At 63.9% G+C, this 21,401-nt stretch carries 19 protein-coding genes; 3 read left to right on the plus strand and 16 right to left on the minus strand.

Going from position 1 to position 21,401, the window contains the following annotated elements:
• Positions 1-78 precede the first annotated feature (78 nt).
• A complete protein-coding gene (locus tag ACOJSJ_RS04280; protein ID WP_420143749.1) occupies positions 79-477 on the plus strand; it encodes a winged helix-turn-helix transcriptional regulator in 399 nt (132 codons plus the stop codon).
• A gap of 98 nt (positions 478-575) precedes the next feature.
• On the opposite strand, the gene ligA is transcribed toward ACOJSJ_RS04280, so the two are convergent.
• The 8 genes from ligA to truB form a co-directional block, all read right to left on the minus strand.
• On the minus strand, positions 576-2,693 hold the full coding sequence (gene ligA, locus ACOJSJ_RS04285) for an NAD-dependent DNA ligase LigA (RefSeq protein WP_420143750.1): 2,118 nt from the start codon (positions 2,691-2,693) through the stop codon (positions 576-578).
• A 201-nt stretch (positions 2,694-2,894) separates the two neighbouring features.
• Positions 2,895-3,155, minus strand: coding sequence for an antibiotic biosynthesis monooxygenase family protein (locus ACOJSJ_RS04290; RefSeq protein WP_420143751.1), 261 nt, complete (start codon positions 3,153-3,155; stop codon positions 2,895-2,897).
• A 94-nt stretch (positions 3,156-3,249) separates the two neighbouring features.
• Positions 3,250-4,911: a DNA repair protein RecN gene (gene recN, locus ACOJSJ_RS04295; protein WP_420143770.1), complete on the minus strand. Its 1,662-nt coding sequence runs from the start codon at positions 4,909-4,911 to the stop codon at positions 3,250-3,252.
• Positions 4,912-5,059: 148 nt separating this feature from the next.
• On the minus strand, positions 5,060-5,848 hold the full coding sequence (locus tag ACOJSJ_RS04300; RefSeq protein ID WP_420143752.1) for an outer membrane protein assembly factor BamD: 789 nt from the start codon (positions 5,846-5,848) through the stop codon (positions 5,060-5,062).
• Positions 5,849-5,903: 55 nt separating this feature from the next.
• Positions 5,904-6,923, minus strand: a complete 1,020-nt coding sequence (locus ACOJSJ_RS04305) for a sensor histidine kinase (protein WP_420143753.1) — start codon at positions 6,921-6,923, stop codon at positions 5,904-5,906.
• Positions 6,924-7,063: 140 nt separating this feature from the next.
• Entirely contained in the window at positions 7,064-9,397 is a 2,334-nt protein-coding gene (gene pnp / locus ACOJSJ_RS04310; RefSeq protein WP_420143754.1) for a polyribonucleotide nucleotidyltransferase, read from the minus strand.
• 176 nt (positions 9,398-9,573) lie between these two features.
• A complete protein-coding gene (gene rpsO, locus ACOJSJ_RS04315) occupies positions 9,574-9,843 on the minus strand; it encodes a 30S ribosomal protein S15 (RefSeq protein ID WP_420143755.1) in 270 nt (89 codons plus the stop codon).
• Positions 9,840-10,817 carry a tRNA pseudouridine(55) synthase TruB gene (gene truB / locus ACOJSJ_RS04320; protein WP_420143756.1) on the minus strand — a complete coding sequence of 326 codons (978 nt, stop codon included), beginning with the start codon at positions 10,815-10,817 and terminating at the stop codon, positions 9,840-9,842. The genes rpsO and truB overlap by 4 nt, the downstream gene beginning before the upstream one ends.
• A 61-nt stretch (positions 10,818-10,878) precedes the next feature.
• On the opposite strand from truB, the gene ACOJSJ_RS04325 reads away from it, so the two are divergent.
• A complete protein-coding gene (locus tag ACOJSJ_RS04325) occupies positions 10,879-11,574 on the plus strand; it encodes an HAD family hydrolase (RefSeq protein WP_420143757.1) in 696 nt (231 codons plus the stop codon).
• 3 nt (positions 11,575-11,577) lie between these two features.
• On the opposite strand, the gene ACOJSJ_RS04330 is transcribed toward ACOJSJ_RS04325, so the two are convergent.
• The 8 genes from ACOJSJ_RS04330 to rimP form a co-directional block, all read right to left on the minus strand.
• Positions 11,578-12,129: a GNAT family N-acetyltransferase gene (locus ACOJSJ_RS04330; protein WP_420143758.1), complete on the minus strand. Its 552-nt coding sequence runs from the start codon at positions 12,127-12,129 to the stop codon at positions 11,578-11,580.
• Positions 12,126-12,704: a thymidine kinase gene (locus ACOJSJ_RS04335; protein ID WP_420143759.1), complete on the minus strand. Its 579-nt coding sequence runs from the start codon at positions 12,702-12,704 to the stop codon at positions 12,126-12,128. The genes ACOJSJ_RS04330 and ACOJSJ_RS04335 overlap by 4 nt, the downstream gene beginning before the upstream one ends.
• Positions 12,705-12,775: 71 nt before the next feature.
• On the minus strand, positions 12,776-13,672 hold the full coding sequence (locus ACOJSJ_RS04340) for an alpha/beta hydrolase family protein (protein ID WP_420143760.1): 897 nt from the start codon (positions 13,670-13,672) through the stop codon (positions 12,776-12,778).
• Positions 13,673-13,747: 75 nt separating this feature from the next.
• Positions 13,748-14,146, minus strand: coding sequence for a 30S ribosome-binding factor RbfA (rbfA, locus tag ACOJSJ_RS04345; RefSeq protein ID WP_420143761.1), 399 nt, complete (start codon positions 14,144-14,146; stop codon positions 13,748-13,750).
• Positions 14,147-14,269: 123 nt separating this feature from the next.
• Positions 14,270-16,864 carry a translation initiation factor IF-2 gene (gene infB, locus ACOJSJ_RS04350; RefSeq protein WP_420143762.1) on the minus strand — a complete coding sequence of 865 codons (2,595 nt, stop codon included), beginning with the start codon at positions 16,862-16,864 and terminating at the stop codon, positions 14,270-14,272.
• Positions 16,865-16,946: 82 nt separating this feature from the next.
• Positions 16,947-17,609, minus strand: a complete 663-nt coding sequence (locus ACOJSJ_RS04355) for a DUF448 domain-containing protein (protein ID WP_420143763.1) — start codon at positions 17,607-17,609, stop codon at positions 16,947-16,949.
• 216 nt (positions 17,610-17,825) lie between these two features.
• The gene (nusA, locus tag ACOJSJ_RS04360) at positions 17,826-19,397 is read right to left on the minus strand and encodes a transcription termination factor NusA (RefSeq protein WP_420143764.1); all 1,572 of its coding nucleotides are present in this window, start codon (positions 19,395-19,397) and stop codon (positions 17,826-17,828) included.
• Positions 19,398-19,411: 14 nt separating this feature from the next.
• The gene (rimP, locus tag ACOJSJ_RS04365; protein WP_420143765.1) at positions 19,412-19,936 is read right to left on the minus strand and encodes a ribosome maturation protein RimP; all 525 of its coding nucleotides are present in this window, start codon (positions 19,934-19,936) and stop codon (positions 19,412-19,414) included.
• Between the two features lie 188 nt (positions 19,937-20,124).
• Here rimP and ACOJSJ_RS04370 point away from each other — a divergent pair, with 188 nt between their 5' ends.
• Positions 20,125-21,255, plus strand: coding sequence for a PQQ-dependent sugar dehydrogenase (locus tag ACOJSJ_RS04370; protein WP_420143766.1), 1,131 nt, complete (start codon positions 20,125-20,127; stop codon positions 21,253-21,255).
• Positions 21,256-21,401: the final 146 nt, after the last annotated feature.

The raw sequence follows: 21,401 nt of genomic DNA on the forward strand, positions 1-21,401 counted from the left end.
GAAACCAGATAGCGATTGGGCTATCATACCGACAAGAAGGCACTTTGCGCTCATCTGGTTACGTCCAGGATACCGCCCATGACCTGCATCCATCCCCTGCCCCCGCCCGACAGGGGCGACGCCTATAATCCCGATTGCCCGACCCGACAGATACTGGACCGGATCGGTGACAAATGGGCGGTGCTGGTGATGCTGACGCTGAACGACGGGCCGGTGCGTTTCAACGACCTGCGGCGGCGCATAGGCGCGATTTCGCAGAAGATGCTGTCGCAGACGCTCAAAAGCCTGGAACGCGACGGGCTGGTCAGCCGCGCCGCCTACCCCACCGTGCCGGTGACGGTGGAATATCGGCTGACGCCGCTGGCGGATGGACTTATCGGTATCTTGGACCAGATCACCCGCTGGGCCGAAACACATGTCAGCGACATCATGACGTCACGCCGGGCGCATGACCAAGGCGGGGCTATGGCTGCTTAAGGGTGGTTTTCCGCCATCCCCCTCCCGTCAACGGAGGGGGAACATGTCCGACTTCGGCCGAAACCAGACCCGCCCGCTCCCGCCAGACCGGAGCGCACTTACCCCGCCGTCTTCACGATCTCCGCCCACGCTTCCTCGGTTATGACGTCGATGCCGAGCGCCGTCGCCTGTTTGAGCTTGCTGCCCGCGCCCGGCCCGGCGACCACCAGATCGGTCTTGGCGCTGACAGACCCGGCCGCCTTGGCGCCCAGCCGTTCGGCCTGCGCCTTCGCCTCGTCGCGGCTCATGGTTTCCAGCTTGCCGGTGAAGACGATGATCTTGCCGGTCACGGCGCTGGCGGTGGTTTCGACCACATAGTCGGGCGGGGACACTTCAGAGAGGAGATCGTCCCACGCCGCCACATTATGGGGTTCGTGGAAGAAATCGGCCAGCGCATGTCCCACCGCCGCGCCGACATTTTCCACGCCGATATGTTCGGCAATGGCCTTGTCGCGCTTGGCCTGCGTTTCGGTCGGATCGGCGGCGGCGCGCAGCGCGATGATCTCGTCGCCCAGGCCACGGATGGCGGGGAGCGTCGTGTAGCGTTTCAGCAGATCGCGCGCCGTCACCGCGCCGACATGGCGGATGCCAAGGCCAAAGAGCAGGCGCGCGGCGTCGGGCGACCGCTTCGCCTCTATCGCGGCGAACAGATTGTCGACCGACTTTTCCTTCCATCCCTCGCGCTCCAGCAGCGCAGGACGATGTTTTTTCAGGCGGAAGATGTCGGCCGGTTCGGCGATCCAGCCAAGGTCCAGAAATTCCTGAATCGTCTTTTCACCCAGCCCTTCGATGTCGAGCGCCGCGCGGCTGACGAAGTGGCGCAGCCGCTCGAACCGCTGGGCGGGACAGATGAGGCCGCCGGTGCAGCGATAATCGACTTCCTCTTCTTCCCGCACCGCTTCGGAATCGCAGACCGGGCAGTGGGTGGGAAAATGGTATGCGGCGCGGCTTTCATCGCGGCTGAGATTTTCGACCACCTGCGGAATGACGTCGCCCGCGCGCTGAACCACGATGCGGTCGCCGGGTCGCACGCCCAGCCGCTCGATCTCGTCGGCATTGTGAAGCGTGACGTTGGACACGACGACCCCGCCCACCGTGACGGGGGTCAGGCGGCCGACCGGGGTCAGCTTACCGGTGCGACCGACCTGAATGTCGATGGCCTCCAGCGTGGTTTGCGCCCGTTCGGCCGGGAATTTATGCGCAATGGCCCAGCGCGGCGCCTTCGCCACGAAGCCAAGGCGCTGCTGCCAGTCGAGCCGGTCGACCTTGTAGACGACGCCGTCAATGTCGAACGGCAGTTCGGCGCGCTTCGCCTCTATGCCGCGATAATGGGCGATGAGCGCGTCGAGGCTGTCGACGCAGGCGAGCATGTCGGACACCGGCAGGCCCCATGTGGCGATGGCCTGCATCACGCCCAGCTGGGTTTGCGCGGGCAGGTCGCTGTGCGCGCCCCAGCCATGGGCGAGGAAGCGTAGCGGGCGGCTGGCGGTGACGGCAGCATCCTTCTGCCGCAGGGAACCGGCGGCGGCGTTGCGCGGATTGGCGAACTGACGCGCCTTTTCCGGGTCTTCGGCTTCGTCCAGCAGGCGCCGGTTGAGCGCGGTGAAATCCGCCTTCGCCATATAGACTTCCCCGCGTATCTCGAACAGGTCGGGGATGGACGGGCCGGTCAGGCGTTGCGGGATGTCGGCGATGGTGCGGACGTTTGCGGTGACATCCTCCCCAGTCGTGCCGTCGCCCCGCGTCGCGGCCAGCACCAGTTCGCCCTGCTCATACCGCAGTGAACAGGACAGGCCGTCGATCTTCGGCTCGGCGGTCAGCGCCAGCAGCTCAGCCTCCGGCAGCGACAGGAAACGGCGGACGCGCGCCAGGAATTCGCCGATGTCTCCATCCGAAAAGCCATTGTCGAGGCTCATCATGCGGACGGCATGGCGCACTTTCTTCAGCGCCGATGTGGGCGCGGCGCCGACTTGGGCGTTGGGCGAATCGGCGCGGACCAGATGCGGAAAGGCCGCCTCCAACGCATTATTCTCCGCGATCAGCGCGTCATAATCCGCGTCGCTGATCTCCGGCGCATCCTGATCATGATAGAGGCGATTATGCTTCGCCACCTCTTTGGCCAGACGCATCAGGCGGTTGGCGGCTTGGGCTTCGGTCAGGGTCGCTGGGTCGGTCATGCGCGATGCTCTAGAGCATTCTGAAGTTGGCTGGAACAGCCAACGGCTCGCAGAATGCGGTGAACAAAAGACAATGAAATCCCGGCTTCAGATTCCCGCTACCGGTCGTGTTTCGAAATGCCGGGGGACACCCGCGATGATCGGACGCGCCTTTGCAATGGCTACGCGGACGGCGGGGCGTGTCAGCGATGCCGCATGGCTTTAGCGGCCGTCCCACACTTTGGTGATCCAGATAGCGTCCGGGTTCGCGCCGTCAAGCGCAACGATATAGGGCAGGCATCCGGGCATCGCGCCGGTCGCTTGGCTGAGGATGGCGATCAGTTCGTCGCGCTTTCCCCCTTTGGCGAGCATCTGGTTGATCAGGCCGTAACGGGGCGTGGTGGCCTGCGCGGCGGCGGGAACGGCCGTGGCGGTGATCGCGGCGGCAACAAGGCCGATCATGTCTCTGCGGTTATGGGTCACCGGTCCTGTCCGTTTCTATAGTCGTGTTCCCGCGAAGGCGGGAACCCAGTTCAGCCGGTAGGACTGGATTCCCACCTTCGCGGGAACACGGAAATTAAGTCTCCAACAGTCGTTCCGCCTGCGCGCGCGCTTCCGCCGTGATTTCCGCGCCGGACAGCATGCGGGCGATTTCCTCGCGCCGTTCCGCATCGCTCAGCGCATGGACGCCGGTGCGCGTGACGGTGCCATCGGACGATTTCGCGATCAGCATATGGCCCGCGCCCCGCGCCGCGACCTGCGGGCTGTGGGTGACGACCAGAATCTGGTTGCTCTGCGCCAGCCGCGCCAGCCGTTCGCCGATCGCATCGGCCACCGCGCCGCCCACGCCCCGGTCGATCTCATCGAAGATCAGCGTGTCCGCCCCGCCCCGCTCCGCCAGCGCGACCTTCAGCGCCAGAATGAAGCGGGAAAGTTCGCCGCCCGAAGCGATCTTTGCCAGCGGGGCAAAGGATGCGCCGGGATTGGTCGAAATCTCAAACTCCACCCGGTCCATGCCCTGCGGGCTCCACTGGCCTTCATCCAGCGGGGCGACGACCGTACGGAAACGCGCGGCGCCCAGTTTCAGCGGAGCGAGTTCACCCGCCACCGCCGCATCGAGCCGCCCGGCCGCCTGCTGGCGCTGCGCCGACAGGGCCTGCGCGGCGGCGCGATAGGCCTGCGCCTTTTGCGCGACATCTTTCTCAAGGGTCGCAATATGCCCTTCCCCACCTTCGATCGCGGCGAGTTTGGCGGCCATTTCATCGCGCAGGGCGGAAAGATCGTCGGGCTGCACCTGATGCTTGCGGGCAAGGCCGCGCAGGTCGAACAGGCGGGTCTCGATGGCGTCGAGCCGGGCGGGATCGAAACTCAGCGCTTCGGCGGCTTCGGCAAGGCGATCCTCCGCCTCCCCCGCTTCCACCACGGCGCGGTCCAGCGCCTCCAGCACCGCGTTCAGCAACGGTTCCTCGCCCGCGATCCGGTCAAGCCGCCGGGCCGCCTGCCGCAATTGCGCAAGGCCACCGTCGGAGCCGGTCAGGCATTCGCCCACGGCCGTCAGGTCGTCGGTCAGGCGCGCGCCCTTCTGCATCGTGGCGCGTTCCTGCGCGAGAGTCGCTTCTTCGCCGGGTTCGGGCGCGAATTTCGTCAGCTCATCGACCGCGTGGGACAGGTAATCGCGGTCGCGCGCGGCATTTTCCATCGTTTCACGCGCCTGAGCCAGCGTCTGGGCAGCGCTGCGCCATGCGGCATGGACGGACGCCACCACCCCCGCGTCGCAGCGGCCATAGCTGTCGAGCAGCGCGCGGTGACCACGCGGGTTGAGCAGGCCGCGATCGTCATGCTGCCCATGAATTTCGACCAGCGATCCGCCAAGGTCGCGCAGCAAGGCCGCCGAGCAGGGCTGATCATTCACGAAAGCGCGGCTGCCGCCATCGGCCTTGACCAGACGGCGGATCAGCAGCGGTTCGCCCGGCTCCATGTCGATGCCATTATCGGCCAGCAGTTGCGCGACCCGATGGTCGGCGGCGGGCGGTTCGAATGTCGCCACGACGCTGGCCTGCGCTTCGCCATTGCGGACAAGGCCGCTGTCGGCCCGCGCACCCAGCGCCAGACCCAGCGAATCGAGCAGGATCGATTTGCCCGCACCGGTTTCACCGGTCAGGACGGACAGGCCGGCGCCGAACTCCAGGTCCAGCGCCTCGATCAGCACGACGTTGCGGATGGCGAGCGAGGTTAGCAGCGCTTTTACTCCCCCCTCCCTTTCACGGGAGGGGTAAGGGGGTGGGTGCGCCGCGCCCGCGGCGCCTGCAACGGTGAGGTCGGAAGCGCCCCTTTGGGGTCGCAACCCACCCCAACCCCTCCCTTAAAAAGGGAGGAGCTAAAAGGCGTCAGGCCTTGCCGCCATGCTGCTGCATCAGCTTGTAGCTGCGCTCATACCATTTGGTGCCGGGATAGTTGCGGCCCAGAACGGCGGCGGCCTTTTGCGCTTCGGCCGGGATGCCGAGCGACAGATAGGATTCGACCAGACGCTCCAGCGCTTCGGGCGTGTGCGTCGTCGTCTGATATTTGTCGATCACGGTGCGGAAACGCAGCGTGGCGGCCAGCCACTGGCCACGGCGCTGATAGAAGCGGCCGATTTCCATTTCCTTGCCCGCAAGGTGATCGTTGACAAGGTCGACCTTCAGCCGCGCGTCGGCGGCGTAGCGGGTATCGGGATAGCGGCGGATCAGCTCGCCCAGCGCGTCAAGCCCCTGCTGCGTGATCTTCTGGTCGCGTGTGACGTCGGCAATCTGCTCATAATAGCACAGCGCGATCAGATAATAGGCATAGGGCGCGTCCTTGTTGCCGGTATGGATCGACAGGAAACGCTGCGCCGCGGCGATGGACTCATTATAGTCCTGATTCATATAATAGCTGAACGCCGACATCAGCTGCGCCCGGCGCGCCCAGGGCGAATAGGGATGCTGACGCTCCACTTCGTCGAACAGCGCGGCGGCCAGCTTATACTGGCCACGGTCCAGACGGTCTTTGCCGCTGTTATACAGGGTCGACACGTCGCGGGCGACATATTGGGTGTCGGCCTTGTTCTTCGACGTGGAACATCCGGTAAGAACGGGCGAGGCGATCAGGACCAGAGCGGTAGCCGCGCCGATGCGCGTCAGGGTTTTCGTCAGCATGGGCGCGGTCATAGCCGAGCGACGCGCCGTCGCCAAGCGGCAGAATGCAGCACCATCAACGGGCTGACTGAACCGGCAGTTCCAGCCGTGCCACCGCCCCGCCCTGCAAGGCCGGCGACAGGGTGAAGACCCCGCCCAGCTGCGCCGCCAGAGCGTGCGCGATGCGCAGGCCCAGCGACTGCACGGCCGTTTCGTCGATCTGCGCGGGCACCCCCCGCCCATCGTCCACGATCCGCAGCACCAGCGCGCTATCTTCATTTTCCAGACTGACATGGATGTTGCCGGCCCGGTCAGGCAGGCCATGTTCCATCGCGTTGCTGACCGATTCCGCGACCACCAGCGCCAGCGGCACCGTGATGTTGGGGTCCAGCCGCAATCCGTCCGGCGCAGCGACCGTCATGACGACATCCTGCCGCCCGCTGGCGTCGACGATGTCGGCGGTCAGCATCGACAGGAAATGGTGCATATCCTGCCCCCCGCCCGACGGATCGTAGAGCGCCCGGCTGATCCGCCCCACCAGCGCGACCCGTTCCGACGCATTGTCCAGCGCATGGCGGGCGACGTCATGGTCGATATGCCGCCGCTGAAGCGACAGCATCGCCGCCACCACCTGAAGATTGTTGGACACGCGATGTTGCAGTTCGTGGAACAGCAGCTCGCGATTGTCGGCCAGCGCGCGGCTGCGTTCACGCTCCACCGCCAGATGGAAATTGGCGCGCTGCATGAAGTGGATGAGCAGGATGTCGATCGCGACCACGCCGGTGTAGAACAGCATCGCCACCACCACCGCCGGGTTCAGCACCATATGATGATAGGGCGGGATGAACGCATACCATGACACGATACCGCACAGCAGCGCGGCAAAGATGCCGGGCCGCACACCGAACAGGAAGGATGCCAGGATGACGGCGGGGAAGAAGGTGACGAAGGGATAGCCGCTGGGCAGCAGCGGCGTGGCGGCGATCCGCAGCACATAGGCCGCGGCGCAGAATATCGCAGTCAGGACATAGGCATAGACCGGCCGGTCGAGGACGAGAGGCAAACGTTCGACAAAACGCTCATTCGTCCGCTGCATGACACCCCCCGGGAACGGTTCATCGTTACAGTATCAGAACTTTCGCCACCCGCCTTGATCGAAATCAGACATATTCGAATAAAAAGGGGGCGCCCGGTTCACCCGGACGCCCCCCTTCATTTCCAATGCGGATCGAACGATCAGTCCTGCGTCAGGAAGTCGGGCAGACCGCCGCTGGGGCCATCATCATTGCCGCCTTCGCTGCGTTCGCGGCGGGGACCACGATCGCCACCGTCACGGCGGGGACCACGGTCGCGACCGCCACGACCACGGTCGCCACGGCCTTCGCCGTCACGGCGCGGGCCACGATCGCCGCGATCACCACGGTCGCCGCGCGGTTCACGCGGTTCGCGGGCCGGACGGGTGTCTTCCAGTTCGGCGCCGGTTTCCTGATCGACGACGCGCATGGACAGGCGAACCTTGCCACGCGGATCGATTTCCAGAACCTTGACCTTCACTTCCTGACCTTCCGACACGACGTCGGTCGGCTTTTCGACGCGCTCATTCTTCATTTCGCTGACGTGGACGAGGCCGTCCTTGCCACCCATGAAGTTCACGAACGCACCGAAATCAACGATGTTGACGACCTTGCCGGTGTAGATCTTGCCGACTTCGGCTTCTTCCACGATGCCCAGAATCCACTTCTTGGCGGCTTCGATCTGGTTGATGTCGGAAGAGCTGATCTTGATGATGCCTTCATCGTCGATGTCGACCTTCGCGCCGGTTTCGGCGACGATTTCGCGGATGACCTTGCCACCGGTGCCGATAACGTCACGGATCTTCGCCTTGTCGATCTGGATCGTTTCGATGCGCGGGGCATGGGCCGACAATTCGGTGCGGGTCGAAGACAGCGCCTTGGCCATTTCACCCAGAATATGGGCGCGGCCTTCCTTCGCCTGACGCAGCGCGACTTCAAAGATTTCCTGCGTGATGCCGGCGACCTTGATGTCCATCTGCATCGTGGTGATGCCTTCTTCGGTGCCCGCCACCTTGAAGTCCATGTCGCCCAGATGATCTTCGTCGCCAAGGATGTCGCTGAGCACAGCGAAATTCTTGCCTTCTAGGATCAGGCCCATGGCGATGCCCGACACGGGGCGCTTCAGCGGCACACCGGCGTCCATCATCGACAGCGAACCGCCGCAGACCGTCGCCATCGACGACGAACCGTTCGACTCGGTGATGTCCGACAGGACGCGGATGGTATAGGGGAAATCTTCCTTGCTGGGCAGCACGGGGTGCAGCGCACGCCATGCCAGCTTGCCATGGCCGACTTCGCGACGGCCCGGCGCGCCGAAGCGACCGACTTCGCCGACCGAATAGGGCGGGAAGTTATAGTGCAGCATGAAGCTTTCATAATGCAGGCCGGTCAGGCCGTCGATCATCTGCTCGGCGTCCTTGGTGCCCAGCGTGGTGGTGCAGATCGACTGCGTTTCACCGCGCGTGAACAGCGCCGAACCATGGGTGCGCGGCAGGAAGCCAACCATCGCCTCGATCGGGCGGATCTGCGTGGTCGTGCGGCCGTCGATGCGCGTTCCGTCCTTCAGGATGGCGCCGCGGACGATTTCGGCTTCCAGCTTCTTGGTCAGCTTGATGCCGGCCATCACGGTCTGCGCGTCCAGGCCTTCTTCAGCGAACCATGCCTTCGCCTTGGCGCGGGCTTCGTTCAGCGCATTCGAACGGGCGGACTTGTCGGTCAGCTTGTAGGCAGACGTGATGTCCTTGCCGATCAGCTTCTTCAGCTTCTTCTTCAGGTCTTCCAGATCGTCGCCCTTGGCGACTTCCCACGGATCCTTCGCGGCCTTTTCGGCCAGGTCGATGATCGCGTTGACGACCTTCTTCGACGCTTCATGGGCGAAGAGGACGGCGCCCAGCATGACGTCTTCCGACAGTTCCTTGGCTTCGGATTCGACCATCATCACCGCGTCATGGGTGGCGGCGACGACCAGGTCGAGTTCGCCGGTCTTCACTTCGTCCAGCGACGGGTTCAGCTGATATTCGCCATCCTTATAACCGACGCGGGCAGCGCCGATCGGGCCAAGGAAGGGAACGCCCGACAGGGTCAGCGCGGCCGAAGCGGCGATCATCGCGACGATGTCCGGCTCGCTTTCGCCATCGAACGACATCACCTGAGCGATGACGTTGATTTCGTTATAGAAGCCTTCGGGGAACAGCGGGCGGACCGGACGGTCGATCAGGCGGGAAACCAGCGTTTCCTTTTCCGTCGCGCCGCGTTCACGCTTGAAGAAGCCACCGGGGATGCGCCCTGCGGCCGAATATTTTTCCTGATAGTGAACGGTCAGCGGGAAGAAATCCTGCCCTTCCTTCACGGACTTGGCGGCGGTCACGGCGCACAGCACCACGGTTTCGCCATAGGTCGCCAGCACGGCGGCGTCGGCCTGACGCGCGATACGACCGGTTTCGAGGGTCAGCGTCTTGCCGCCCAGCTCGATCGAAACTTTCTTTACATCGAACATAGAGTTTTCCTTCGCCCACCTGGCCCTATTGCCGGGCGGGGCCTGTCATGCGGGCTAAACCGGCCCGCATCGGTTTGGGGGCATCATCTGGCCCCTGATATGCAACAGGGCGCCGGATTGCGCCCTATTCCAGAATCGGAAACGGCCCCGAATGGGGCCGTCCCTTTGTAGCAGGCTTACTTGCGCAGGCCCAGCTTGGTGATGAGGTCGGTGTAACGACCCGCATCCTTCTTCTTCAGATAATCCAGCAGCGAACGACGCTTGTTGACCAGCATCAGCAGGCCGCGACGGCTGTGGTTATCCTTGTGATGCGACTTGAAATGCTCGGTCAGGTTGACGATGCGTTCGCTCAGGATCGCAACCTGGACTTCCGGCGAACCGGTGTCACCCTCAACGCGGGCATATTCCTTGATAAGCGCTTCTTTGCGCTCGGCAGTGATCGTCATGTCTCATCTTCCTTCGGCATCAGGTTAAATCCGCGCACGACCTTGACGTTTCCGTCCTGCATTTCGACCAGCGCGACAGGGATGTCCCCGTCCATCGCCAAATGAAGCCCAGTAGTCGCGGCGTTGCCGACGATCACCTTCCCCTGTCGGAGAGCCAGTGCATCATCGGGGGAGACTGCAAGAGCCGGGATGTCGTCCAGCCCTGCGGTCAACGGCAGCATAAGTCCGCCGATGTCGCCGCCCCTAGCAGCTTCGTCCAGATTGTCCAGCGAAATCGCGGCTTCCAGCGCGAACGGACCGGCCTTCACCCGGCGCAACATGGTCACATGCCCCACCGTGCCGAGCGCCAGCGCGATGTCGCGGGCAAGCGAGCGGATATAGGTGCCCTTCGACACATGGGCGGTAAGGGTGATGGAAGACAGCCCAGCGTCCTGCGTTCGGTTCGAGCCTGTTGAGAACCCCTGCGCGCCCGTCTCGACAGGCTCGAACCGAACGGGGGTACGGGCGTGGATCGTCACCGACCGCGTCTTCATCTCCACATCCACCCCCTTGCGGGCGAGGTCGTAGGCACGCTGGCCGTCGATCAGGATGGCGCTATAGGCGGGCGGCGCCTGTTCGATGGGACCGGTAAAGCGCGGCAGCACGGCTTCCACCTGCGCCAGCGTGGGCCGCACCTCGCTTTGCGCAATCACCTTCCCTTCCAGATCGAGCGTGTCGGTCTGAACCCCGAAAGCGATGGTGAAATGATAGATCTTGTTGCTGTCGAGCATCCGCCCGGTCAGCTTGGTCGCTTCCCCGATCGCAATCGGCAGCACGCCGGTCGCCAGCGGATCGAGCGTGCCGCCATGGCCGACCTTCCATTTTTCCGTGCCGCCCGTCGCCTCCCGCTGGATGCGCAGCGCGCGTTTCACCGCGCTCACCGCCTGCGTGGAGCCAAGGCCATGGGGTTTGTCGAGGATGATCCAGCCGTGCATGGCGGCGGGCCTTATATGTCCCGTCTTGGCGTGTCAGCCTTTAATGCGCTATCTCGCGCGCATGACGATCAAGCTCATCTGCCTCGATGCCGACGACACGCTCTGGCACAATATGCGCCATTTTCATGAGACGGAGGATGCGCTGTTCGACATGCTGCGCCCCTTTGCAGCGGCCGATGTCACGCGCGAACGGATGATCGCCTGCGAAATCCGCAACCTGCCGCTCTATGGCTATGGGGCGAAGGGCTTTACCCTGTCGATGATCGAAACGGCGGTGGAGGTTGCGGGCGACCGGCTGGACGCCGAGATGATCAAGGGCATATTGGCGGCGGGCCGTGCGCTGCTGGCGCATCCGGTGCTGCTGTTCGACGGGGTGAAGGACACGCTGGAGCGGCTGGCCGACAGCGCGCCGCTGGTGCTGGTGACGAAGGGCGATCTGCTGCATCAGGAAAGCAAGTTGGCGGCGTCGGGCCTGGGCGACCTGTTTTCCGGCATCGAAATCGTCAGCGACAAGAAGGCGGAGACGTTCCGCACGCTATTTGCGCGCATGAACATCGCCCCGCAAGAGGCTGTGATGGCTGGCGATTCGATGCGGTCGGACATATTGCCCGCGCTGGAGGCAGGCGCATGGGCGGCCTTCATCCCGCAGGAAGGCGCATGGGTGCATGAAAGCGCCGCCGCGCCATCCGACCACCCTTGCTTCACCCAATTGGAGCGGCTCGCGGACCTGCCCGACTGGATCGGGGCGATCGGCTGACGGTCAGGAAATCCGCGCCCGCCATTCATCGGCCAGGATCGAATAGATCACCGTGTCACGGACATGGCCGGTCCAGGTGATACGCTGTTTGCGCAGCACGCCTTCGCGCACCGCGCCCAGTTTCTCCACCGCCTTTTGCGAGCGGATATTGCGCTGATCGACGCAGAATTCGATGCGGGTAAAGCCGCAGTCCAGCGCCCGGCCGATCAGCATCGGCTTGATTCGACCGTTCAGGCCCGTCCCCCGCGCCGACGGCGTCATATAGGTGCCGCCCAGTTCCAGCCAGTTGTCGGCCGCCGCCACCCGCAGGAAGCCCGACATGCCGACCACCACGCCATCGGCCATGATCAGGAACGGAAAGCGATCCGGATTGGCCAGCGTCGCCTCGAAAATCGCATCGAAATGTCCGCCCGACCAGTTGGCGGGAAAAATCTCCCACACCGGATCGTCCATCGGACAGATGGCGCGCAACGCCTCTCGATGATCGGCGCGCAGCTGTTCCAGATGCAGGCCCGGCACATCGATCGGGGCCAATAATGCCTCCATCCGGCTCATGGCTGCATCTGCTCCACAAAATGACGGCGGCACAGCGCCACATAACGGTCGTTGCCGCCGATTTCGGTCTGTTCGCCCCGGCGGATCGCCCTGCCCGCTTCATCGACGCGCAGGTTCATCGTCGCCTTGCGCCCGCAATCGCAGATCGTCTTGATCTCGCTCAAACTGTCGGCCAGCCCCAGCAGGGCGGCGCTGCCGGCGAACAGCTGCCCCTGAAAATCGGTGCGAATGCCATAGCACAGGACCGGAATGCCCAACCGGTCGCACACCGCGCCCAATTGCCACACCTGCGCCTCCGTCAGGAACTGCGCTTCGTCCAGCAGGATGCAGGACAGCGGCGTCTGCGCATGCTGGGCGGCGATAGCGTCGAACATGTCGATCGACGGGTCGAACAGATGGGCCTGCGCCTCCAGCCCGATCCGCGACACGATCCGCCCCCGGCCATAACGGTCGTCCAGCGCGGCGGTCCAGATCATGGTGTCCATGCCCCGTTCCCGATAGTTGAAATCGGATTGCAACAGGGTGGTCGATTTGCCCGCATTCATCGAGCTGTAGTAGAAATAGAGTTTCGCCATCCCGGCGGGATTAGAGCATTCTGAAGTCGGCTGAAACAGCCGACGGCTTGCAGAATGCGGAAAAAACAGAATTAGCGCATTGTCGGCGCGACGCCAGCCAGGAAACGAACCAGCGCGTCGGCCAGCGCGATGCGACTGTCCGAAAAGCTGTGGTCGGTCGGCCAGACCATCAGCCGCGTGTCGGGATTGGCCGCCTGCGCATCGGCCGTCACCTTGCGCGCCATGGCGCCGATGCCGCGTTCCGCGCCGATGATGGTGAGCGGGCGACGGCCATAGCCCGCCAGCTTGCGCCCCAGATCGAACTTCTGCCCGTCCGATGTGATCTCACCGGTCAGCCCTTCATAGGTCGCGCCATGGAGCGGCGGCAGGTCGCTTGCCACTTCGGCCTTCCACGCCGCCTCCCCCTGTGGCGACGCGAGCGCCGCGACGGTCTGCGCGGGATCCCATGGGTCGATCAGGAACAGGCCGGCAACGCGCGGTTCGGCCGCCGCCGCATCGGCCGCCATGAAGCCGCCCATGCTGTGCCCCGCCACCACGATCGCGCTGGTGTCGATATGATAGGCGTTGGCGATCGATGGCTGTTGCAAAAACTGGAGCGCGGCGAAGGCATCGTTCGACGCGCCGTTGAAGGAGAATGTGCCGGGGCTGCCCCAGCTGCCGCGATAATGGAGCGTCAGCACATTCCACCCGGCGCGCCGGGCCGCCTGCGCCAGATCCAGATTTTGCTCATTGCCCGGAAAGCCATGAAGCAGCAGCAGTGTGGGATGGATGCCCGCCCCGGCAGCGGTATACATCACCGCGTTCAGCGCGCCGCCCTCGACCGGAATGACGAAGGCGCTCATGCCCGCCGGATGCGCCGCGTCGGGCCTGGGGTCGGCTATAACGGCGGGATGGACCACCGGAGCCTTGGCCATGGCGGGCGTTGCGCAAGACATCAGCCCAAGTGACAAAATACCGGCTATTCTCATGTCCCGTCCCCTTGCCCGCTCATGGACAAGACGCTGTTAGCGCCGCAGTACCGTGCCGTCGACGGCGGACATGGATTATTCTTCGGCGCTATCCTGCTCAAGATCGCGGGCAACCTTGGGATCGCGCAGCAGCTTGTCGATATGGCTACCTTCGTCGAAGCTCTCGTCCGCCAGGAATTTCAGCTTTGCGGCATATTTCAGGCGGATGCGGGTCGCGACTTCGCGTTGCAGATAGGCGGTATTGGTGCGCAGCGCCTTCAGCACCGCATCCTCATCCTGCCCCAGCAGCGATTTGATGAAAACGGTCGCATGGCGCAGGTCGGGCGACATGCGCACTTCGGTCACGCTGACCACATGTTTGCTCAGCACATCGTCATGCACGTCGCCGCGCTGAAGAATGTCGGACAGAACATGACGCACCTGTTCGCCCACGCGAAGCAGGCGGACGGACGGACCTTCGGATTGACTGGACATAAATCCTCCCCTCCCGCGTGCGGGAGGGGCCGGGGGTGGGCTCATCCCACCGGCCATTGCAATTCAGGAGAGGGCGAGCCCACCCCCTAGCCCCCTCCCGCAAGCGGGAGGGGGAGACACAGATTACAGCGTGCGCTGACGCTCTTCGACTTCGAACAGTTCCAGCGTATCGCCGACCTTGATGTCGTTCGTATCCTGCAGGACCGCACCGCACTCCATGCCCGCACGCACTTCGGACACATCGTCCTTGAAACGACGCAGCGACGCGATGTTGGTGCGCGACACGATGACGTCCGACCGGGTGAGACGCGCGGACAGCCCCTTGCGGATGATGCCGTCCAGAACCAGCAGACCAGCCGCCTTGTCCTTCTTGCCCGCCGGGAACACCTGAAGCACTTCGGCGCGGCCGACGACCGTTTCAATGCGTTCGGGCGCCAGCTGGCCCGCCATTTCGCCACGCACTTCCTCAAGAAGGTCGTAGATCACGTCATAATAGCGCAGCGAGATCTTTTCACGCTCGGCCAGCTGACGCGCCTTGGCGTTGGGACGCACGTTGAAGCCGATCAGCGGCGCGCGGCTGGCGGCGGCCAGCGTGACGTCGCTTTCGGTGATCGCACCGACGCCCGAATGCAGGATTCGCAACTTGATTTCGTCGGTCGAAATCTTGTTGAGCGACGACACGATCGCTTCGACGGAACCCTGCACGTCGCCCTTCACCACTACCGGATATTCGATGACGGTCGTGTTGAGCGCAGAGAACATATGTTCAAAGCTGGTCGGCGCGCTCGTGGTGCGCTTCTTGGTCGCCTGTTCCTGACGGTAAGCGGCGACTTCGCGGGCGCGGGCTTCATTTTCCACCACGGTCAGCTGATCGCCGGCCTTGGGCACGCCCGACAGGCCCAGCACCTCGACCGGGGTCGACGGACCTGCGGACTTCACCTGCTGACCCTTGTCATTGACCAGCGCGCGTACCTTGCCGCTTTCCGAACCGATGACGAAGGTGTCGCCGATCTTCAGCGTCCCCTTGCGCACCAGCACGGTGGCAACGGCGCCACGGCCCTTGTCCAGCTGCGCCTCGATCACATTGCCGTCGGCGGCGCGATCGGGGTTGGCGGTCAGCTCCATCAGCTCGGCCTGAAGCAGGATCTTGTCGATCAGCTCGTCCAGACCGGTCTTCTTGAGCGCCGAAACCTCGACATCCTGAACGTCGCCGCCCAGATCCTCGACCACGATTTCTTCGCTCAGCAGGCGTTCGCGCACCTTCTGCGGATTGGCTTCGGGCTTGTCGCATTTGTTGATCGCGACGATCATCGGCACGCCCGCGGCCTTGGTATGATTGATGGCTTCGACCGTCTGCGGCATCAGGCCGTCGTCGGCCGCCACCACCAGGATGACGATGTCGGTGACGTTGGCGCCACGCGCACGCATTTCGGAGAAGGCTTCGTGGCCCGGCGTGTCGAGGAAGGTGATGACATCGCCCTTCTTCGTCGTCACCTGATAGGCGCCGATATGCTGGGTTATGCCACCGCTTTCGCCCGCGACCACATCGGTCCCGCGCAGCGCGTCGAGCAGGGACGTCTTGCCATGGTCGACATGGCCCATGATCGTGACGACCGGGGCGCGATGCTTCAGCGTTTCGGGCGCATCGACTTCGCCTTCCATGCCGATTTCGACGTCGGCTTCGGACACGCGCTGGATGCGGTGGCCGAATTCTTCGACCAGCAGTTCGGCCGTATCCTGATCGATCGGCTGATTGAGCGTGACGGCAGTCCCCATCTTGAACAGGGCCTTGACCAGATCCGCGCCCTTTTCGGCCATACGGTTGGCCAGTTCCTGCACGGTGATGCTTTCGGGCACCACGACGTCGCGGACCTGCTTGTCGCGCTGCTGGGCGCCGCCTGCATAATGGGCGCGGCGTTCCTTTTCACGGGCGCGCTTGAGCGCGGCGAGCGAACGCGCGCGCGCGCTGTCGTCGTCGGCCAGCGCACGGGTCACGGTCAGCTTGCCGGACTGGCGACGATTATCCTCGCCCTTCTTGGCGCGGTCGGGCTTGGCCGGTTCGGGGCGCTTGACCGGGGTGACCGGGGTGAAGCGACGCGGCGGCGGCGCGGCCGGCGTGGCAGCGGCGGGCCGTTCCTGCGCGGCAGGCGTAGCGGCTTCTTCCTTCGCCGGTTCGGCGACGGGGGCAGCAGCTTCTTCCTTCGCGGCTTCGATCACGGGTTCGGGCGCAGCGGCGGCGGCCGCTTCGGCGGCTTCCGCGGCCAGGCGATTTTCCTCGGCGCGACGCTTTTCTTCCTCGCTGGCGGCAAGGCGCGCGGCGTCTTCACGGCGGCGCGCATCTTCCAGCGCGGTCATGCGGGCTTCTTCCGCTTCACGCAGCAGCTTGGCCTGCAATTCCTGACGCGACATCAGGCTCTGCGGCGGCGCCTGACGCACCGGCGCGGGTTGCGGCGCGCGCGCGTGTTGCGGCTGGGGCGCGGCGGGGCGGGGCGCGGGCGCAGCGGGCGCCGGGGCGGTTTCGGCCTGGGGCGCAGCCGCAGGTGCGCCACCGGTCGTCTCACCGGGCTTGCCCAGGACGCGGCGCCGCTTCACCTCGACCACGACCGTATTCTTGCGGCCATGGCTGAACTGCTGCTGCACCTGACCGGATTCCACAGTCCGCTTGATGCCCAGCGGCTTGCGACCCAGAACCGGCTTGTCTTCCTTGCTGTCACTCATACGATCGAACTTAACCCTTCACTTCCGCTTCGGCCGGATAGGCCCGCCGACGCCTTTATGTCCCTAACGCTACCGGAAACGCCTAATCGGGGACAGCCGGCGCATCAGTGGAGACATGCTCCCCATGCACTGGCGCCCCGTTAGCGTAACCCAGATAGCTTTCCAAGCGGCCTATGGCCCCGCGCAGGCGCAAAGCAGCCCGCGAGTCGGTCACCGCGATATGGACGACATTGTCCCGCCCCATTGCCATAGATAGGGCGTCGCGGTCCACAGGCAAGGTGATGCCTGCCAAATCCGTGCCTTCCGCTTCCTGTCCGACGCGCAGCGCCTGATCCAGTTTGCGGTTGCCGTCCGCCGCCGCATCGACGGCGTGGAGCAGCAGATGCACCTGTCCACGGCGGCAGGCGACATCGATTTTTTCGGAACCCGTCAGCAGCATGGAGGCCCGCGCCTCCAGCCCCAGCCGGTCGAGCAGCGCCTTGCGCAGGCCCGTCTCGATCATGTCGGGCAGGTCGGCGGGAATATCCAGCGCACCATCCTTGAACGACCGGGCGAGCGCGCCCTTCAGCTTCCCCTTGGTCAGCGCGGCTTCCAGTTCGGCGCGCGGCACGCCAATCCATGCCCCCCGCCCCGGCGCCTTGGCGCGGATGTCGGGCAGAACCTGTCCTTCCGGGCCGATGGCCAGCCGGATCAGCGTTTCGGGATCGGCACGGTCGCCGCTCAATATGCATTTGCGTTCGGTCATGCGCGCCCCTCCGCCAAAACGGATGAAAGGGCAAGTCCAACGCTGTCGAGAGGCGTTATTCTCTCATCGGGGAGTGTCCGCAACATAGGCGTCCTCCCTTGTTAGAGTATTTGGCCTTGCTAGAGACGCAAGATCGACAGCCGCCAGCACGCCCGGCCGCGGCATGCGCGACCGGGTGCAATATGCTGACAGGATGCCGACAAGAGCCATGGAAACTTATGCTTCCTCTTCGAACCAGTGAGCGCGCGCGGCCATGATGATCTCATTACCCTGCTCGTCGGAGAGACCATAAGCGGCCAGAATGCCGCCCTTGTCGTCGCTGTTGCTGTCCGATTTGCGACGACGCTGATCGACGCGCTTCTTCTGCACCAGTTCGTCGGTGGCGAGGTCGGCCAGATCGTCCAGCGTCTTGATGCCCGCCTTGCCCAGCGTGACCAGCATCGCTTCGGTCAGATGCGGCATGTCGGCCAGCGCGTCTTCGACGCCCAGATTGGTGCGTTCTTCGCGGGCGGCCTGTTCGCGGCGTTCCAGCGCTTCCTGCGCGCGGTTCTGAAGCTCGGCGGCCAGTTCCTCGTCGAAACCTTCGATCGCGGCCAGTTCGTCCACCTCGACATAGGCGACTTCTTCCAGTTCGCCGAAACCTTCGGCGACCAGCAACTGCGACAGGGTTTCGTCCACATCCAGTTCGTTCTGGAACATTTCGGAACGGGCGACGAATTCCTTCTGGCGCTTTTCGGACGCGTCGGCTTCGGTCATGATGTCGATCGCCTTGCCGGTCAGCTGGCTGGCGAGGCGGACATTCTGACCGCGACGGCCGATGGCGAGCGACAACTGATCGTCGGGAACGACGACTTCGATACGCTCTTCTTCTTCATCGATGACGACGCGGGCGACCTGCGCAGGCTGCAACGCGTTGACGACGAAGGTCGCCGTATCTTCCGACCAGGGGATGATGTCGATCTTTTCGCCCTGCATTTCCTGCACGACGGCCTGCACGCGGCTGCCCTTCATGCCGACGCAGGCGCCGACCGGATCGATGCTGCCGTCGCGGCTGATGACGCCGATCTTGGCGCGCGAACCCGGAGCGCGGGCGGCAGCCATGATGGTGATGACGCCGTCGTAGATTTCGGGGACTTCCTGCGCGAACAGCTTCTTCATGAATTCGGGATGCGCGCGGCTGAGGAAAATCTGCGGCCCGCGATTTTCGCGGCGCACGTTCAGCACGACGGACCGGATGCGGTCGCCGACGCGAACGACTTCGCGCGGGATCTGCTGGTCGCGGCGGATCACGCCTTCGGCGCGGCCCAGGTTCACGACGACATGGCCGAATTCGACCGACTTGACGACACCGGTGATGATTTCACCCACGCGGTCCTTATATTCGTCGAACTGACGTTCACGTTCAGCGTCGCGGACCTTCTGGAAGATCACCTGCTTGGCCGACTGGGCGTCGATACGGCCGAGGTCGATCGGGGGCAGCGGATCGACGATGAAGTCGCCGACGACCGCGTCCTTCTTCAACTTGGAGGCCTGCTTCAGGTCCACCTGCTTGAAATAATCCTCGACAATTTCGACCACTTCCACGACGCGCCACAGGCGCAGGTCGCCGCTGTCCGGGTCCAGCTTGGCGCGAATGTCGTTTTCCGCGCCGTAACGCGCACGGGCGGCGCGCTGGATCGCGTCTTCCATCGCTTCGATGACGATCGCCTTGGCGATCATCTTTTCGCTGGCCACCGAATTGGCGATGGCGATCAGTTCTGCCCGATTGGCGGAAATGGCGTTGGCCATGATCTTATGAACCCTTATTCTTCGGTTTCAAATTCATCCGCCCCATCGGAGGAGAGCGGCATGCTAGCAGAAATCAGCCTGTCGGTCAGCACCAGCTTGGCGTCGCCGATCAGCGAAAACGGAATGACGACATCCCCGGCCTTCGCGTCGGTGAAAAGAATCTCCTCACCCTCCGCGCCGTTCAGGATGCCGCGAAAACTCTTGCGCCCTTCCACGATCTCGGTCGTGGAAATCTTGGCCTCATGCCCCGCCCATTCGACGAAATCGAACGGACGCGTCAGCGGCCGGTCGATGCCGGGCGAACTGACTTCCAGACGATAGGCTTCCTCGATCGGATCATGTTCGTCCATCACGTCCGAAATGCGGCGCGAAATGGAGGCGCAATCCTCGATGACGAGCTGCTTCGTCTTGGGATTTTCGGCCATGATCTGGAGCGTATATTCGTCGCCCGACCCGAATAGCTTGATGCGCACAAGGTCGAAGCCCAAAGCCTTCACCTCAGGTTCGATCAGCGCGGTCAGTTCGGCGATGTCCGCCATGCAGTCTCCAGAAACAAATATGTGCGGCTTCCCCTGCCGCGAGCTTGCTGCCCGCGACCCTGACATGTTTGACGATGTAAGGAAGCATTGCGGATATAGGCGCGGCGCGAATAATCTGCAACAACATTCGTCGCCAACCATTTCTATGCGCATCATCCTGCGCCCGCCGCCCCGACATGGAGACATCAATGCGCCACATGACGCTCGCCGCCCTCCCCCTGCTGCTGATCGCCTGTTCGGGCGACGGGGCCAACAGCCAGACGACATCGCCCGACGCAAAGCCGTTCAAGACGTCCGTCATCGCCGATTTCGATTCGCCCTGGGCCATGACCTTCCTGCCGGACGGCCGCGCGCTGGTGACGGAAAAGGCGGGCGAAATGATCCTGTTCGATCCCGCGAACGGCACCAAGATCCCGGTTGCGGGCATCCCCAAGGTGGATAGCGCGGGCCAAGGCGCGCTGATGGACGTCGTCCTCTCCCCGACCTTTGCAAAGGACAAGGTGGTCTATTTCAGCTTTTCCGAAGAGCGCGATGGCCTGAAAGGCGTGGCGCTGGCCAGGGGCAAATTCAATCAGGCGAGCGACGGCACCACGAAGCTGGACGGCGTGACCGTCATCTTCCGCGCCAGCCCCTATGTCGATGGCAACGGCCATTATTCGGGCCGCATCGCCTTTTCCCCCGATGGCAAATATCTGTTCTTCACCAATGGCGAACGGCAGAAATTCGACCCTGCGCAAGACCCGAAAGCGACGCTGGGCAAGGTGCTGCGCCTGAACCTTGACGGCACGCCCGCCGCAGGCAATCCGCTGAGCGCAAAGGGCTTCCATCCCGCCATTTGGTCCTACGGCCACCGCAACCTGCTCGGCATCGCCTTCGACAAGGATGGCCGCCTGTGGGAACAGGAAATGGGGCCAAAGGGCGGGGATGAAGTGAACCTGATCAAGCCCGGCCTCAACTATGGCTGGCCCAAGGCATCGAACGGCGACCATTATGACGGTCGCGATATTCCCGACCACAAGCCCGGCGATGGATTCGAAGCGCCCAAGATCAGCTGGAACCCGGTCATTTCGCCGGGCGGCCTGCTCTATTACACCGGCAGCGCCTTTCCCCAGTGGAAGGGGTCGCTGTTCATCGGCGGCCTGTCCAGCCAGAGCCTGGTGCGCGTGAAGCTGAACGGCGTCAATGCCGAAAAGGCCGATCAATGGGACATGGGCGCCCGCATCCGCGAAGTGGAACAGGGACCGGACGGCGCGCTGTGTCTGCTTGAAGACGGCGGCAAGTCGCAGGGCCGGATGCTGAAGCTGACGCCGGCGGGGTGACTGCCCTTGCCCTGAAACGAAAAACGGGGCCAATATGGCCCCGTTTCCCTTTACACCAACCGGCTCTGCTTGACCGCCGCCGCGATGAAGCTGGCGAACAGCGGGTGCGGATCGAATGGTTTGGATTTCAGTTCCGGGTGGAACTG

This window comes from Sphingobium sp. (assembly GCF_048594625.1).
In the GTDB taxonomy this organism is placed as follows: Bacteria; Pseudomonadota; Alphaproteobacteria; order Sphingomonadales; family Sphingomonadaceae; genus Sphingobium.

What these genes read in the sequence shown, in the direction of transcription:
- rbfA (WP_420143761.1), bottom strand. Translation starts at nt 14,146, where the DNA reads ATGTCCAGTCAATCCGAAGGTCCGTCCGTCCGCCTGCTTCGCGTGGGC.
- ACOJSJ_RS04370 (WP_420143766.1), top strand. Translation starts at nt 20,125, where the DNA reads ATGCGCCACATGACGCTCGCCGCCCTCCCCCTGCTGCTGATCGCCTGT.
- ACOJSJ_RS04355 (WP_420143763.1), bottom strand. Translation starts at nt 17,609, where the DNA reads ATGACCGAACGCAAATGCATATTGAGCGGCGACCGTGCCGATCCCGAA.
- pnp (WP_420143754.1), bottom strand. Translation starts at nt 9,397, where the DNA reads ATGTTCGATGTAAAGAAAGTTTCGATCGAGCTGGGCGGCAAGACGCTG.
- nusA (WP_420143764.1), bottom strand. Translation starts at nt 19,397, where the DNA reads ATGGCCAACGCCATTTCCGCCAATCGGGCAGAACTGATCGCCATCGCC.
- ACOJSJ_RS04305 (WP_420143753.1), bottom strand. Translation starts at nt 6,923, where the DNA reads ATGCAGCGGACGAATGAGCGTTTTGTCGAACGTTTGCCTCTCGTCCTC.
- ACOJSJ_RS04340 (WP_420143760.1), bottom strand. Translation starts at nt 13,672, where the DNA reads ATGAGAATAGCCGGTATTTTGTCACTTGGGCTGATGTCTTGCGCAACG.
- ACOJSJ_RS04325 (WP_420143757.1), top strand. Translation starts at nt 10,879, where the DNA reads ATGACGATCAAGCTCATCTGCCTCGATGCCGACGACACGCTCTGGCAC.
- truB (WP_420143756.1), bottom strand. Translation starts at nt 10,817, where the DNA reads ATGCACGGCTGGATCATCCTCGACAAACCCCATGGCCTTGGCTCCACG.
- ligA (WP_420143750.1), bottom strand. Translation starts at nt 2,693, where the DNA reads ATGACCGACCCAGCGACCCTGACCGAAGCCCAAGCCGCCAACCGCCTG.
- ACOJSJ_RS04280 (WP_420143749.1), top strand. Translation starts at nt 79, where the DNA reads ATGACCTGCATCCATCCCCTGCCCCCGCCCGACAGGGGCGACGCCTAT.
- rimP (WP_420143765.1), bottom strand. Translation starts at nt 19,936, where the DNA reads ATGGCGGACATCGCCGAACTGACCGCGCTGATCGAACCTGAGGTGAAG.
- ACOJSJ_RS04300 (WP_420143752.1), bottom strand. Translation starts at nt 5,848, where the DNA reads ATGCTGACGAAAACCCTGACGCGCATCGGCGCGGCTACCGCTCTGGTC.
- ACOJSJ_RS04335 (WP_420143759.1), bottom strand. Translation starts at nt 12,704, where the DNA reads ATGGCGAAACTCTATTTCTACTACAGCTCGATGAATGCGGGCAAATCG.
- ACOJSJ_RS04330 (WP_420143758.1), bottom strand. Translation starts at nt 12,129, where the DNA reads ATGAGCCGGATGGAGGCATTATTGGCCCCGATCGATGTGCCGGGCCTG.
- rpsO (WP_420143755.1), bottom strand. Translation starts at nt 9,843, where the DNA reads ATGACGATCACTGCCGAGCGCAAAGAAGCGCTTATCAAGGAATATGCC.
- infB (WP_420143762.1), bottom strand. Translation starts at nt 16,864, where the DNA reads ATGAGTGACAGCAAGGAAGACAAGCCGGTTCTGGGTCGCAAGCCGCTG.